The organism is Mesorhizobium sp. WSM4841 (assembly GCF_055811515.1).
In genome coordinates, this window is the sequence record NZ_JBVVQC010000035.1 from 1 (window position 1) to 13,438 (window position 13,438).

General features: G+C 61.7%; 26 protein-coding genes. All 26 read left to right on the forward strand.

All coding sequences use genetic code 11. The features are described from left to right. Nucleotides 1-76, forward strand: a 76-nt coding sequence (locus tag AC0L14_RS28950) for an EF-Tu C-terminal domain-related protein (protein ID WP_454589835.1), incomplete at its 5' end; no start/stop codon positions are given. Nucleotides 77-139: 63 nt separating this feature from the next. After that, nucleotides 140-448 (forward strand): 30S ribosomal protein S10, encoded by a 309-nt coding sequence (rpsJ, locus tag AC0L14_RS28955; protein ID WP_006205468.1) that lies wholly within the window; start codon nt 140-142, stop codon nt 446-448. A 94-nt stretch (nt 449-542) separates the two neighbouring features. Continuing rightward, nucleotides 543-1,289, forward strand: a complete 747-nt coding sequence (rplC, locus tag AC0L14_RS28960) for a 50S ribosomal protein L3 (protein ID WP_473527902.1) — start codon at nt 543-545, stop codon at nt 1,287-1,289. Beyond that, nucleotides 1,289-1,909 carry a 50S ribosomal protein L4 gene (gene rplD / locus AC0L14_RS28965; RefSeq protein WP_473527903.1) on the forward strand — a complete coding sequence of 207 codons (621 nt, stop codon included), beginning with the start codon at nt 1,289-1,291 and terminating at the stop codon, nt 1,907-1,909. The genes rplC and rplD overlap by 1 nt, the downstream gene beginning before the upstream one ends. Further along, nucleotides 1,906-2,199 (forward strand): 50S ribosomal protein L23, encoded by a 294-nt coding sequence (locus AC0L14_RS28970; protein ID WP_010909275.1) that lies wholly within the window; start codon nt 1,906-1,908, stop codon nt 2,197-2,199. Before rplD ends, AC0L14_RS28970 begins: the two co-directional genes overlap by 4 nt. Nucleotides 2,200-2,222: 23 nt before the next feature. Further along, nucleotides 2,223-3,056, forward strand: a complete 834-nt coding sequence (gene rplB / locus AC0L14_RS28975) for a 50S ribosomal protein L2 (RefSeq protein ID WP_029352208.1) — start codon at nt 2,223-2,225, stop codon at nt 3,054-3,056. 16 nt (nt 3,057-3,072) lie between these two features. Next, nucleotides 3,073-3,351 carry a 30S ribosomal protein S19 gene (gene rpsS, locus AC0L14_RS28980; RefSeq protein WP_006205463.1) on the forward strand — a complete coding sequence of 93 codons (279 nt, stop codon included), beginning with the start codon at nt 3,073-3,075 and terminating at the stop codon, nt 3,349-3,351. 2 nt (nt 3,352-3,353) lie between these two features. Beyond that, nucleotides 3,354-3,743, forward strand: coding sequence for a 50S ribosomal protein L22 (gene rplV, locus AC0L14_RS28985; protein WP_023799292.1), 390 nt, complete (start codon nt 3,354-3,356; stop codon nt 3,741-3,743). Next, nucleotides 3,743-4,468 (forward strand): 30S ribosomal protein S3, encoded by a 726-nt coding sequence (gene rpsC / locus AC0L14_RS28990; RefSeq protein WP_077377560.1) that lies wholly within the window; start codon nt 3,743-3,745, stop codon nt 4,466-4,468. Before rplV ends, rpsC begins: the two co-directional genes overlap by 1 nt. A 27-nt stretch (nt 4,469-4,495) precedes the next feature. Continuing rightward, a complete protein-coding gene (rplP, locus tag AC0L14_RS28995) occupies nt 4,496-4,909 on the forward strand; it encodes a 50S ribosomal protein L16 (protein ID WP_023799290.1) in 414 nt (137 codons plus the stop codon). Nucleotides 4,910-4,922: 13 nt separating this feature from the next. Further along, nucleotides 4,923-5,123 carry a 50S ribosomal protein L29 gene (gene rpmC, locus AC0L14_RS29000; RefSeq protein WP_006205459.1) on the forward strand — a complete coding sequence of 67 codons (201 nt, stop codon included), beginning with the start codon at nt 4,923-4,925 and terminating at the stop codon, nt 5,121-5,123. A gap of 11 nt (nt 5,124-5,134) precedes the next feature. Next, the gene (rpsQ, locus tag AC0L14_RS29005) at nt 5,135-5,374 is read left to right on the forward strand and encodes a 30S ribosomal protein S17 (RefSeq protein ID WP_023799288.1); all 240 of its coding nucleotides are present in this window, start codon (nt 5,135-5,137) and stop codon (nt 5,372-5,374) included. Nucleotides 5,375-5,456: 82 nt separating this feature from the next. Then, entirely contained in the window at nt 5,457-5,825 is a 369-nt protein-coding gene (gene rplN, locus AC0L14_RS29010) for a 50S ribosomal protein L14 (protein WP_006205457.1), read from the forward strand. A 12-nt stretch (nt 5,826-5,837) separates the two neighbouring features. Continuing rightward, complete coding sequence (gene rplX, locus AC0L14_RS29015; RefSeq protein ID WP_013531428.1) at nt 5,838-6,152, forward strand: 50S ribosomal protein L24; 315 nt, start codon at nt 5,838-5,840, stop codon at nt 6,150-6,152. Continuing rightward, the gene (rplE, locus tag AC0L14_RS29020; protein WP_023799287.1) at nt 6,145-6,723 is read left to right on the forward strand and encodes a 50S ribosomal protein L5; all 579 of its coding nucleotides are present in this window, start codon (nt 6,145-6,147) and stop codon (nt 6,721-6,723) included. Before rplX ends, rplE begins: the two co-directional genes overlap by 8 nt. 27 nt (nt 6,724-6,750) lie before the next feature. After that, nucleotides 6,751-7,056 carry a 30S ribosomal protein S14 gene (rpsN, locus tag AC0L14_RS29025; protein WP_029352223.1) on the forward strand — a complete coding sequence of 102 codons (306 nt, stop codon included), beginning with the start codon at nt 6,751-6,753 and terminating at the stop codon, nt 7,054-7,056. 12 nt (nt 7,057-7,068) lie between these two features. After that, nucleotides 7,069-7,467 (forward strand): 30S ribosomal protein S8, encoded by a 399-nt coding sequence (gene rpsH / locus AC0L14_RS29030; RefSeq protein WP_006205453.1) that lies wholly within the window; start codon nt 7,069-7,071, stop codon nt 7,465-7,467. A gap of 112 nt (nt 7,468-7,579) precedes the next feature. Then, the gene (gene rplF / locus AC0L14_RS29035; RefSeq protein ID WP_023799285.1) at nt 7,580-8,113 is read left to right on the forward strand and encodes a 50S ribosomal protein L6; all 534 of its coding nucleotides are present in this window, start codon (nt 7,580-7,582) and stop codon (nt 8,111-8,113) included. 194 nt (nt 8,114-8,307) lie between these two features. After that, a complete protein-coding gene (gene rplR, locus AC0L14_RS29040) occupies nt 8,308-8,667 on the forward strand; it encodes a 50S ribosomal protein L18 (RefSeq protein ID WP_473751561.1) in 360 nt (119 codons plus the stop codon). Between the two features lie 154 nt (nt 8,668-8,821). Continuing rightward, entirely contained in the window at nt 8,822-9,385 is a 564-nt protein-coding gene (gene rpsE, locus AC0L14_RS29045) for a 30S ribosomal protein S5 (RefSeq protein WP_006333394.1), read from the forward strand. A gap of 25 nt (nt 9,386-9,410) precedes the next feature. Then, entirely contained in the window at nt 9,411-9,608 is a 198-nt protein-coding gene (rpmD, locus tag AC0L14_RS29050) for a 50S ribosomal protein L30 (protein WP_006205449.1), read from the forward strand. A 22-nt stretch (nt 9,609-9,630) separates the two neighbouring features. Then, nucleotides 9,631-10,104, forward strand: a complete 474-nt coding sequence (gene rplO, locus AC0L14_RS29055) for a 50S ribosomal protein L15 (RefSeq protein WP_123151505.1) — start codon at nt 9,631-9,633, stop codon at nt 10,102-10,104. Nucleotides 10,105-10,296: 192 nt separating this feature from the next. Continuing rightward, nucleotides 10,297-11,637, forward strand: coding sequence for a preprotein translocase subunit SecY (gene secY, locus AC0L14_RS29060; RefSeq protein ID WP_095494912.1), 1,341 nt, complete (start codon nt 10,297-10,299; stop codon nt 11,635-11,637). Further along, complete coding sequence (locus AC0L14_RS29065; RefSeq protein WP_473751563.1) at nt 11,634-12,254, forward strand: adenylate kinase; 621 nt, start codon at nt 11,634-11,636, stop codon at nt 12,252-12,254. The genes secY and AC0L14_RS29065 overlap by 4 nt, the downstream gene beginning before the upstream one ends. A gap of 191 nt (nt 12,255-12,445) precedes the next feature. Beyond that, nucleotides 12,446-12,814 (forward strand): 30S ribosomal protein S13, encoded by a 369-nt coding sequence (gene rpsM, locus AC0L14_RS29070; protein WP_029352234.1) that lies wholly within the window; start codon nt 12,446-12,448, stop codon nt 12,812-12,814. A gap of 139 nt (nt 12,815-12,953) precedes the next feature. Then, nucleotides 12,954-13,343, forward strand: a complete 390-nt coding sequence (gene rpsK, locus AC0L14_RS29075; protein ID WP_023799279.1) for a 30S ribosomal protein S11 — start codon at nt 12,954-12,956, stop codon at nt 13,341-13,343. The last annotated feature ends 95 nt before the right edge of the window (nt 13,344-13,438 follow it).

Below are 13,438 nucleotides of genomic sequence, written 5' to 3' on the forward strand. Positions count from 1 at the left end.
AGAGAAGCTGCGCTTCGCCATCCGTGAAGGCGGCCGCACCGTCGGTGCCGGCATCGTCGTCACCATCAAAGAGTAATTTGGACTTAAACCGATCTGTCGCGGGCGCTGCCCGCGCCGCGCCAGAACAAGGAAGTGACGCATGAACGGACAGAATATCCGCATCCGCCTGAAGGCGTTCGATCACCGGGTGCTTGACGCCTCGACGCGGGAAATCGTGTCGACGGCCAAGCGCACCGGCGCCAACGTCCGCGGCCCCATTCCGCTGCCGACGCGGATCGAAAAGTTCACGGTCAACCGGTCGCCTCACGTCGACAAGAAGAGCCGCGAGCAGTTCGAGATGCGCACGCACAAGCGTCTCCTCGATATCGTCGATCCGACCCCGCAGACGGTCGACGCTTTGATGAAGCTCGATCTTGCTGCCGGTGTCGACGTCGAGATCAAGCTCTAAGGAACCAGAGGGGCGGGGCGACCCGGAACTCTGAAGGAACAAGAGGCGTGGAGGGGCGACAGCCCCGACAGGGAACTCTAAAGGAATTGAACCGATGCGTTCAGGTGTGATTGCAAAGAAGGTGGGAATGACCCGCATCTACAACGATGCCGGGGAACATGTTCCCGTCACTGTTCTCCAGATGGAGAACTGCCAGGTCGTGGCGCAGCGCACGCAGGAGAAGAACGGCTATACCGCCGTCCAGCTCGGCGTTGGCCTTGCCAAGGTGAAGAACACGTCGAAGGCGATGCGCGGCCATTTTGCGACCGCTTCCGTCGAGCCGAAGGCCAAGGTTGCCGAATTCCGTGTCTCCGCCGACAACATGATCGATGTCGGCGCCGAGATCACCGTCGATCATTTCGTCGCCGGCCAGAAGGTCGATGTGACGGGAACCACGATCGGCAAGGGTTTCCAGGGCGTTATCAAGCGGCACCACATGGGCGGTGGCCGCGCGACCCACGGCAACTCGGTCTCGCACCGTACCCACGGCTCGACCGGCCAGCGCCAGGACCCGGGCAAGGTGTTCAAGGGCAAGCATATGGCCGGCCACATGGGTGACACCCGCGTCACCACGCAGAATGTCGAGGTCGTCTCGACCGACGCCGATCGCGGTCTGATCCTGATCCGCGGCGCGGTTCCCGGTTCGAAGGGCGCCTGGATCCTGGTCCGTGACGCGGCCAAGGTTGCGCTGCCGGCCAATGCGCCGAAGCCCGCCGCAATCCGCGCCGTTGCAACCAGTGATGGCGCCAAGAACGATGCCCCGGCCACAGTAGATGCCCCGGCCACAGAGGGAGCGGAATAATGGACCTCAAGATCACAACGATTGGCGGCAAGGACGCCGGCAAGGTGAAACTCTCCGAGGAGATTTTCGGCCTTGATCCGCGCGAGGACATCCTGCAGCGCGTCGTGCGCTGGCAGCTTGCCAAGAAGCAGCAGGGCACGCACAAGACCAAGGGTCGCGCCGAGATCGCCCGCACCGGCGCCAAGATGTACAAGCAGAAGGGTACGGGCCGCGCCCGTCACCATTCGGCACGCGCTCCGCAGTTCCGCGGCGGCGGCAAGGCCCACGGTCCGGTCGTCCGCAGCCACGAGCACGACCTGCCGAAGAAGGTGCGTGCGCTGGGCCTCAAGCATGCTCTCTCGGCCAAGGCCAAGAGCGCGTCGCTCATCATCATCGACGAGCTGATGCTGACCGAGGCCAAGACCAAGGCACTGATCGCGAATTTCGCGACGCTGGGCCTGTCCAACGCCCTGCTGATCGGCGGCGCCGAGCTCGACAAGAACTTCAAGCTGGCGGCCACGAACATCCCGAACATCGACGTGCTGCCCATCCAGGGCATCAACGTCTACGACATTCTGCGCCGCGGCACGCTGGTCCTTTCGAAGGCCGCCGTCGAGGCTCTCGAGGAGCGTTTCAAATGACCGACCTTCGTCACTACGACGTGATCGTCTCGCCGGCGATCACCGAAAAGTCGACCATGGCTTCCGAGCAGAACCAGGTCGTATTCAACGTCGCCAAGAAGGCGTCGAAGCCGGAAATCAAGGCTGCCGTCGAAGCGCTGTTCGGCGTCAAGGTGATGGCCGTGAACACGCTTGTCCGCAAGGGCAAGATCAAGCGCTTCCGCGGCACGATCGGCCGCCAGAGCGACGTCAAGAAGGCGATCGTGACGCTGGCTGACGGCCAGTCGATCGACGTCGCGACGGGTCTCTGAGCAAGACCGCGAGGACAACAAAGATGGCACTGAAAAAATTCAACCCGATAACGCCGAGCACCCGCCAGTTGGTCATCGTCGATCGCTCGGGCCTCTACAAGGGCAAGCCCGTCAAGGGCTTGACCGAAGGCCTGACCAAGTCGGGCGGCCGTAACAATTACGGCCGCATCACGGCCCGCTTCATCGGCGGCGGTCACAAGCGTACATACCGCATCATCGACTTCAAGCGCCGCAAGTTCGACATTGTCGGCACTGTCGAGCGTATCGAATACGATCCGAACCGCAGCGCCTTCATCGCGCTGATCAAGTATGACGATGGTGAGCTGTCCTACATCATCGCCCCGCAGCGCCTTGCTGCCGGCGACAAGATCGTGGCCGGCGAAGCGGTCGACGTGAAGCCGGGCAATGCGATGCCGCTGGCCTCGATGCCGGTCGGCACGATCGTCCACAACATCGAGCTGAAGCCGGGCAAGGGCGCCCAGGTTGCCCGTTCGGCTGGCGGTTATGCCCAACTCGTCGGCCGTGACCAGGGCATGGCGATCCTGCGCCTGAATTCGGGTGAGCAGCGTGTCGTCCACGGCTCGTGCATGGCCACTGTCGGCGCCGTGTCCAACCCGGACCACGGCAACATCAATGACGGCAAGGCAGGCCGCACGGTGTGGCGGGGAAAACGTCCGCACAATCGCGGCGTGACCATGAACCCGGTCGACCATCCGCATGGCGGCGGCGAAGGCCGCACCTCGGGTGGCCGCCATCCGGTTTCGCCTTGGGGCAAGCCGACCAAGGGCAAGAAGACGCGGTCCAACAAGGCGACCGACAAGTTCATCCTGCGCTCGCGCCATCAGCGCAAGAGCTAAGAAGAGGTAACGCCAAGTGACTCGTTCGATTTGGAAAGGCCCCTTCATCGACGGCTACCTTCTCAAGAAGGTGGACAAGGTTCGTGAAGGTGGTCGCAATGAGGTGATCAAGATGTGGAGCCGTCGCTCCACCATCCTGCCGCAGTTCGTCGGCTTCACCTTCGGTGTCTACAACGGCCAGAAGCACGTTCCCGTTTCGGTGAACGAGGACATGGTCGGCCACAAGTTCGGTGAATTCGCTCCGACCCGGACCTATTACGGTCATGGCGCGGATAAGAAGGCGAAGAGGAAATAATCATGGGCAAGGCCAAAGCTCCGCGCAGGCTTGCTGATAACGAAGCGCGCGCCGTGTTGCGCACGATCCGTATCAGCCCGCAGAAGCTGAACCTGGTTGCCGCGCTGATCCGCGGCAAGAAGGTCGCGACAGCGCTTTCCGATCTCGAATTCTCGGCCAAGCGGATTTCCGGCACGGTCAAGAAGACGCTGGAATCGGCGATCGCCAACGCGGAAAACAACCACGACCTCGACGTCGATGCGCTGATCGTGGCGGAAGCCTATGTCGGCAAGTCGATCGTCATGAAGCGGTTCCATGCCCGTGGCCGTGGCCGCGCCAGCCGTATCGAGAAGCCGTTCTCGCACCTCACGATCGTCGTTCGTGAAGTCGAAGAAAAAGTGGAGGCCGCATAATGGGCCAGAAAATCAATCCGATCGGTCTGCGTCTTGGCATCAATCGCACCTGGGATTCGCGCTGGTTCGCCAACACCGGCGAGTACGGCAAGCTGCTGCATGAGGACATCAAGATCCGCAAGTATCTTGAGAAGGAACTCAAGCAGGCTGCGATTTCGAAGGTCGTGATCGAGCGCCCGCACAAGAAGTGCCGCGTCACCATCCATGCGGCGCGTCCGGGCCTGATCATCGGCAAGAAGGGCGCCGACATCGAGAAGCTTCGCAAGAAGCTGATGGAGATGACGAAGTCCGAGACGCATTTGAACATCGTCGAAGTGCGTAAGCCCGAGATCGACGCCACGCTGGTCGCCCAGTCGATCGCCCAGCAACTCGAGCGCCGCATCGCGTTCCGCCGCGCCATGAAGCGCGCCGTGCAGTCTGCGATGCGCCTCGGTGCCGAAGGCATCCGCATCAACTGCGCCGGCCGTCTCGGCGGCGCCGAGATCGCGCGCATGGAATGGTACCGCGAAGGTCGCGTGCCGCTGCATACGCTGCGCGCCGACGTCGACTACGGCACGGCCGAAGCACACACCGCCTACGGCATCTGCGGCGTCAAGGTCTGGGTGTTCAAGGGCGAAATCCTCGAGCACGACCCGATGGCTTCGGAGCGCCGCGCCACCGAGGGCGATCATGCCCATGGCGGTGGTGGTGAGCGCGAACGCGGTCGCCGTCGCGAAAACGCCTGAGACAGTTGAGAATTTGGAGTTAGAACGATGCTGCAGCCAAAGCGCACAAAGTTCCGCAAGCAGTTCAAGGGCCGTATCCATGGTGCCGCCAAGGGTGGCACCAATCTGGATTTCGGCGGTTTCGGGCTGAAGGCGCTTGAGCCGAACCGCGTCACCGCGCGTGAGATCGAGGCGGCCCGCCGCGCGATCACTCGCGAAATGAAGCGCGCCGGCCGCGTCTGGATCCGTATCTTCCCGGACGTGCCGGTGACGTCGAAGCCGACCGAAGTCCGCATGGGCAAGGGCAAGGGCGCGGTCGATTACTGGGCGGCGCGCGTCAAGCCGGGCCGCATCATGTTCGAGATCGACGGCGTCAATGAGGAAACCGCCCGTGAGGCGCTGCGTCTCGGCGCGGCCAAGCTCTCGGTCAGGACGCGCTTCGTACAGCGCATCGCAGAATAAGGACGGGCTGATCATGAAAGCCGAAGACATCCGGACCAAGACCCAGGACCAACTGACCGACGACCTGGCCAGCCTGAAGAAGGAGCAGTTCAACTTGCGCTTCCAGAAGGCTACCGGCCAGCTCGAGAAGACCGCGCGCGTGAGGCAGGTCCGCAAGGACATTGCGCGTATCAAGACCATCGCTGCGGAAAAGTCCGCGGCTAAGAAGGCTTAAGGACGAAAACCATGCCAAAGCGCATTCTGCAGGGCACCGTCGTCAGCGACAAAAACGAGAAGACGGTTGTCGTCAAGGTCGAACGGCGCTTCACGCATCCCGTGATGAAGAAGACCGTGCGCATGACCAAGAAGTACAAGGCGCACGACGAGAACAACGCCCACAAGGTTGGCGATCAGGTGTTCATCCAGGAATCGAAGCCGATTTCCAAGGACAAGCGCTGGACCGTCGTGTCTTCGGACCAGGCCTGATCAGGGCGAACGAAACGAATTTTGGACAGACCGGGGAAGGGTGAAGAACCCGTCCCGTTAGAAGAGAAGAAGGCGGCCAGTCATGATTCAGATGCAAACAAACCTCGACGTCGCGGATAATTCCGGCGCCCGTCGTGTCATGTGCATCAAGGTGCTGGGCGGCTCGAAGCGGAAATACGCTTCCGTGGGCGACATCATCGTGGTGTCGATCAAGGAAGCAATCCCGCGCGGCCGCGTCAAGAAGGGCGATGTGATGAAGGCGGTCGTGGTTCGCACGGCCAAGGACATCCGTCGCCCGGACGGCAGTGTGATCCGTTTCGACAAGAATGCGGCCGTTCTCGTCGACAACAAGAAAGAGCCGATCGGCACGCGTATCTTCGGACCGGTTCCGCGCGAACTCCGCGCCAAGAACCACATGAAGATCATCTCGCTCGCGCCTGAAGTGCTGTAAGGAGCCGGACCAATGCAGAAGATTAGAAAAGGCGACAAGGTCGTCGTGCTGGCCGGCAAGGACAAGGGCCGTTCGGGCGAAGTCCTCTCGGTACAGCCGAAGGAAGACACCGCGCTGGTGCGCGGCGTCAACATGATCCGTCGTCACCAGAAGCAGTCCCAGTCCCAAGAGGGCGGGATCATCACCAAGGAAGCGCCGATCCAGCTGTCGAACATCGCGCTGGCCGACCCCAAGGATGGCAAGCCGACTCGCGTCGGCTTCATCTTCCAGAAGGACGGCAAGAAGGTGCGCGTCGCCAAGCGCTCGGGAGAAGTCATCAATGGCTAAGGCTCAAACCAAGCAGGCGACTGCCCAGAACACGCCGCGCCTCAAACAGGTCTACAACGAGACCATCCGCAAGGCGCTGCAGGAGCAGTTCGGCTACGAGAACGAGATGCAGGTTCCGCGCATCGACAAAATCGTGCTGAACATGGGTGTCGGCGAAGCGACCGGCGACTCGAAGAAGCCTTCGATCGCGGCGGAAGATCTTGCGCTGATCGCCGGCCAGAAGGCCGTCGTCACGCACGCCCGCAACTCGATCGCCGGCTTCAAGGTCCGCGAAAAGATGCCGATCGGCGCCAAGGTCACGCTGCGCAAGGAACGCATGTACGAGTTCCTCGACCGTCTCGTGAACATCGCGCTGCCGCGCGTCCGCGACTTCCGCGGGCTCAATCCGAAGAGCTTCGATGGCCGTGGCAACTATGCCATGGGCATCAAGGAACACATCGTGTTCCCGGAGATCAACTACGACAAGGTTGATCAGATCTGGGGCATGGACGTCATCGTTTGTACGACTGCGAAGACGGACGACGAAGCCAGGGCATTGCTCAAGGCCTTCAACTTCCCCTTCCGCCAGTAACGGCAGCGAGAAAAGGAAAAATCTGAAATGGCAAAGACCAGCTCAGTCGAGAAGAACAACAGGCGCCGCAAGCTTGTGGACCAGTACGCTGCCAAGCGTAAGGCCCTCAAGGCGATCATCATGGATCAGTCCAAGCCGATGGAAGAGCGCTTCCGCGCTCAGCTGAAGCTTGCGGCACTGCCGCGCAACTCGGCCAAGATCCGCATCCGCAACCGCTGCGAAGTCACCGGACGCCCGCGTGCCTACTATCGCAAGCTCAAAGTATCGCGCATCGCGCTTCGAGATCTCGGCAACAACGGCCAGATCCCGGGCCTGGTCAAGTCGAGCTGGTAAGGAGGACATAACATGTCATTGAGCGATCCTCTCGGCGATATGCTGACCCGCATCCGCAACGCCTATGGCCGCAAGAAGTCGAGCGTTTCGACGCCGGCCTCGCGCCTGCGTACCCGCGTCCTCGACGTGTTGAAGGCGGAAGGCTATATCCGCGACTACAGCCAGACCGACTTCGACAACGGCAAGTCCGAAATCGAGATCGAACTGAAGTATTTCGACGGTGCGCCGGTCGTGCGCGAAATCGCCCGCGTCTCGAAGCCGGGCCGTCGCGTTTACGTTTCGGCGAAGTCGATCCCGCACGTCGCCAACGGCCTCGGCATCGCCATCCTTTCGACACCGAAGGGCGTGATGGCCGACCACGAAGCGCGTGAACAGAATGTCGGCGGGGAAATCCTCTGCCAGATCTTCTGATCTGGAGCGCGATCCCGAACCGAACCACGCAGTGAAAAGTGGAACCCGGCCTTCGGACAAGATCACGCTCGAAACAGAGACCTGAAACAAGAGAAGTGACGAGGACAACAAAATGTCTCGTATTGGAAAGAAACCCGTTTCGCTGCCGCAGGGCGTGACCGCGACCGTCGACGGCCAGACCGTCACGGCGAAGGGCCCCAAGGGTGAGCTGAAGTTCGTGGTGAACGACGAAGTGCTGGTCAAGATGGAAGGCAGCGAGATCGCTGTCCAGCCACGCGACCAGACCAAGACCGCCCGTTCTAAATGGGGCATGTCGCGCACGCAGATCGTCAACATCCTGCAAGGCGTCAAGGACGGTTTCGAAAAGAAGCTTGAGATCACCGGCGTCGGCTATCGCGCCGCCATGCAGGGCAAGAACCTGCAGCTGGCGCTCGGCTTCAGCCATGATGTCGTCTACGAAACGCCGCAGGACATCACGATCACCGTGCCGAAGCCGACGGAAATCACCGTGACCGGCATCGACAAGCAGAAGGTCGGTCAGGTTGCTGCCGAGATCCGCGAATATCGCGGTCCCGAGCCGTACAAGGGCAAGGGCGTCCGTTACGCTGGCGAGAAGATCGTCCGCAAGGAAGGCAAGAAGAAGTAGTTTCGTCAATGGTGAATGGTGAATGGTAAAATGGCAGTAGGATAGAACAGGGGCCGGGTGGCACTTCGTTTCTACCACTTCACCATTTTTCCATTCACCATTCACTGCAAATCAACGCCGCGGGGAGCGGTCGCGGGAGGCTTGTCCTACCGCATAGGGTTGCCCCCGTTTTTTGAAGGCAAGGAACTGATATCATGGGCTCGAAAGAATCCACACAACGCCGCGCTCAGCGCGTCCGCCGCCAGATCAAGAAGGTCGCCGGCGAGCGTCCGCGTCTGTCGGTCCACCGCACGTCGAAGAACATCTACGTCCAGGTGATCGACGACGCCAAGGGCCACACCATCGTTGCCGCCTCGACGCTTGAGAAGGACCTCAAGGGTTCGCTCAAGACCGGTGCAGACACTGCCGCCGCTGTGACAATCGGCAAGCTGATCGCCGAGCGCGCTTCGAAGGCCGGCGTCAAGGAAGTCGTCTTCGACCGCGGACCGTACATCTATCACGGCCGCGTCAAGGCGCTGGCCGAGGCCGCCCGTGAAGGCGGCTTGAGCTTCTAAAGCATGATCCCGAACCGGAGGTCAGCGCAGCAAAAGTTGCAGACTTTTCGGATAAGATCATGCGAAGGGAAAAATGAGTTTCGCCCCCGGCAACCCACAGAGGTGCCGGATATCATCATCAACCGTGCTTCCGGAAAAAAACAAGGAACAGGATATGGCACAGGAACGTAGGGATGGCGGCCGCGGCCGTGATCGCGAAGAGCGCGACGACGGCATGGTGGACAAGCTCGTCCACATCAACCGCGTTGCCAAGGTCGTCAAGGGCGGCCGGCGCTTCGGCTTTGCAGCACTCGTCGTCGTCGGCGACCAGAAGGGCCGCGTCGGCTTCGGTCATGGCAAGGCGCGCGAAGTGCCTGAGGCGATCCGCAAGGCGACCGAATCGGCCAAGCGCGACATGATCTTCGTGCCGCTGCGCTCGGGCCGTACGCTGCACCACGACGTCGAGGGACGCTGGGGTGCCGGACGCGTTCTCCTGCGCGCTGCCAAGCAGGGTACCGGCATCATCGCCGGCGGCCCGATGCGCGCCGTCTTCGAGACGCTCGGCATGCATGACGTGGTCGCCAAGTCGATGGGTTCGTCGAACCCGTACAACATGGTTCGCGCCACCTTCGACGCGCTGAAGAGCCAGATGCATCCCAAGGATGTGGCTGCTGCGCGCGGCATCAAGTATTCGACCCTTCAGGCCCGCCGCGGCACCGCCGTTGCGGCCGAAGAATAGTCGACGCTGACCAGGGATTGTGACCATGGCCAAGAAAGCAACCAAGACCATCACCGTCGAGCAGATCGGTTCGCCGATCCGCCGGCCGAAGGAGCAGCGCGCGACGCTGGTCGGCCTCGGCCTCAACAAGATGCACAAGCAGCGCACGCTGGAGGACACCCCCTCCGTGCGCGGCATGATCGCTGCCGTCCAGCATCTCGTCCGCGTCGTGGACGAGGGCTGAACCAGAGCGCAGGAGAACTCAGATGAAACTCAACGATCTGCGTGACAAGGACGGCGCGACGCATTCCAAGAAGCGTCTCGGCCGCGGCATCGGTTCCGGCTCGGGCAAGACCGCCGGTCGCGGCGTCAAGGGCCAGAAGGCGCGCTCCGGCGTCGCCGTCAACGGCTTCGAGGGTGGCCAGATGCCGCTCTACCGGCGCCTGCCGAAGCGTGGCTTCAATAACATCTTCGCCAAGAGCTTTGCCGTCGTGTCGCTGGCCCGCATCCAGGCCGCGCTCGACGCCAAGAAGCTCGACGCCAAGACGACCGTGACAGCCGAAGCGCTGGTCGCGGCCGGCGTCATCCGCCGCGTCAAGGACGGCGTGCGCATCCTCTCGGACGGCGACATCAAGGCCAAGCTCGCCTTCGACGTGGCCGGCGCCTCCAAGGCTGCCATCGAGAAGATCGAAAAGGCCGGCGGTTCGGTGAAGCTGCCGGAAAAGGCAGCCGCCGAGTAACGGCGATTTGAAGCGCGATCGGCAAGAGTGGGACACGTTTCGCTTTCGATTTGCGCTTTGATTCGAGCAATATGGCGGCCGCATCAACGCGGCCGCTTGCATGTTTGCAGTCCGGAGCTTATCTCGTGAGCTTCGGTGACACGCGCCGCCTGAGTTGCGGGCCATCGAGCGTGACCAAGCGGAGAATCAGGCATGGCTTCGGCTGCTGAACAACTAGCCTCGAATCTGAATTTCTCGGCCTTCGCCAAGGCGGAGGATCTGAAGAAGCGCATCTGGTTCACGATCGGCGCGCTGCTCGTCTACCGCCTCGGCACCTATATCCCGCTGCCCGGCATCAATCCGGACGCTTTCGCCCAGGCCTTCTCGTCGCAGAGCAAGGGCGTGCTTGGCATGTTCAACATGTTCGCCGGCGGCGCCGTGGAGCGCATGGCGATCTTTGCCCTCGGCATCATGCCCTATATCTCCGCTTCCATCATCATGCAGCTGATGACCTCCGTCATCCCGTCTCTGGAGGCGCTGAAGAAGGAAGGCGAACAGGGCCGCAAGGTAATCAACCAGTATACCCGCTACGGCACTGTGCTTTTGGCACTGGTCCAGGCCTACGGCATTGCGGTCGGGCTGGAAGGCGGCAACGGCATCGTCAGCGATCCCGGCATGTTCTTCCGCATCTCGACCGTCATCACGCTAGTCGGCGGCACCATGTTCCTGATGTGGCTCGGCGAGCAGATCACCGCCCGCGGCATCGGCAACGGCATTTCGCTGATCATCTTTTCCGGTATCGTCGCCGGCCTGCCGCAAGCCATCTCCGGTACGCTGGAACTTGGCCGCACCGGCGCGCTGTCGACCGGCCTGATCCTGGCGATCATCGTTCTCGCCGTCGTCGTTATCGCGCTGATCGTGTTCTTCGAACGCGCCCAGCGGCGCTTGCTGATCCAGTATCCCAAGCGCCAGGTCGGCAACCGCATGTTCCAGGGCGACACCTCGCACCTGCCGCTCAAGCTCAACACAGCCGGCGTCATTCCGCCGATCTTCGCGTCTTCGCTGCTGTTGCTGCCGGCGACGGTCGCCGGCTTCTCGCAGACGACCAACATGCCAGCCTGGGCCAGCACCGTCCTGGCGGCACTCGGCCATGGCCAGCCGCTCTACATGGCGTTCTATGCGGCGATGATCGTGTTTTTCGCCTTCTTCTATACGGCGATCGTCTTCAACCCGAAGGACACCGCCGACCAGCTCAAGAAGCATTCGGGTTTCATTCCGGGCTACCGTCCGGGCGAGCGCACCGCCGATTACATCGACTATGTTCTCACCCGCATCACCGTCGTCGGCGCCATCTATCTGGTGCTGGTGTGTCTGCTGCCCGAGTTCCTGATTTCAGCGACTGGCGTACCATTCTACCTCGGTGGCACATCGCTTCTGATCGTGGTCAGTGTAACGCTCGATACGGTGGCGCAGATTCAGGGTCACCTGATCGCGCACCAGTATGAGGGCCTGATCAAGAAGTCGAAGCTGCGCGGGGGGAAAAAGGCCAGATGAGGTTGATATTGCTTGGACCGCCAGGGGCGGGCAAGGGGACGCAAGCACAAAGACTGGTAGAAAAATACGGCATACCCCAACTCTCCACGGGCGATATGCTGCGCGCTGCTGTCCAGGCCGGTACCGAAGTCGGCAAGCGCGCCAAGGCGGTGATGGACGCTGGCGAACTGGTTTCCGACGCCATCGTCAACGCCATCGTGGCAGAGCGTATCGATCAGACCGATTGCGCAAAGGGTTTTATCCTTGACGGATACCCGCGAACCCTGGTGCAAGCGGACGCGGTTGAATCGATGCTCTCGGATCGCGGCCTCACGCTCGACGCTGTCATCGAACTTGTCGTCGACGACAAGGCACTGGTTGGTCGAATCGGCAAGCGCGCCGAGGAGGCCATGGCCGCGGGTCTGCCGGTGCGCAAGGACGATAATCCGGCGGTGTTCGAAGAGCGCCTGAAGGAGTACTACAAGAAAACGTCGCCGCTGATCGGCTACTACTATGCCAAGGGCAAGCTGAGAGGTGTCGACGGCATGGCCGACATCGATGCGGTGACGCGACAGATCGAAGTGGTGCTCTCGGCTGCGACCCCAGCGGCGGCCCAAGGGTCTGCGTACGGAAAATAAACGATTACGCTTGACTGGAGCGGTTCGCTGGGGTATGGCGGCCCGTCTTCCTATCAGGCATGAGGCTTGCTTGCCCGCAAGGGCAAGGCAGCCGCTTTGAACTGGAAACTCCCGCATGGGCCGGCCTCCACCGGACGCGGGGCAACTTTGATAGCGCCGGCTTGCCCGGCCCACATGGAGAAGAGAAGAACATGGCTCGTATAGCCGGCGTCAACATTCCGACCAACAAGCGCGTCGTCATTGCGCTTCAGTACATTCATGGCATTGGCAAGAATTTCGCCCAGGAGATCGTCGACAAGGTCGGCATCCCGGCCGAGCGCCGCGTCAACCAGCTGACCGACGCGGAAGTGCTGCAGATCCGCGAGACGATCGACCGCGACTATCAGGTCGAGGGCGATCTGCGCCGCGAAGTGTCGATGAACATCAAGCGGCTCATGGACCTCGGCTGCTATCGCGGCCTGCGTCATCGCCGCTCGCTACCGGTTCGCGGCCAGCGCACGCATACCAATGCGCGCACCCGCAAGGGCCCGGCCAAGTCGATCGCCGGCAAGAAGAAGTAATTTAGGGCAGTACGGGAGTAGGGCAGTAAGGCAATAGGATCGGCAGATATACTGCCCTACTGCCGTATTCCCCTACTGCCTTCTCCCTGGTGGAGCCGCTGGCATTACGGCGGTGTAGAGATCAACTGAAAGGACCATCATGGCCAAGGAAGCCACACGTGTTCGCCGTCGCGAACGCAAGAATATTTCGTCGGGCGTTGCCCACGTCAACTCGACCTTCAACAACACGATGATCACCATCACCGACGCGCAGGGCAATTCGATTGCCTGGTCGTCGGCGGGAGCCCAGGGCTTCAAGGGGTCTCGCAAGTCGACGCCGTTTGCTGCCCAGATGGCTGCCGAGGACGTTGCCAAGAAGGCCCAGGAACACGGCATGCGCATGCTCGAGGTCGAGGTCTGCGGACCCGGCTCCGGTCGTGAATCGGCGCTGCGTGCGCTGCAGGCAGCCGGCTTCACCATCACCTCGATCCGTGATGTGACGCCGATCCCGCACAATGGCTGCCGCCCGCGCAAGAAGCGCCGCGTCTAAGAATTACCGAACGCCGCGCGAACGCCAGTAGCGTTCCTCCACGGCATTCCAGGTCGCCCGCCACGATTGGATGGTGGCGGGTCAACGGAAGGAAA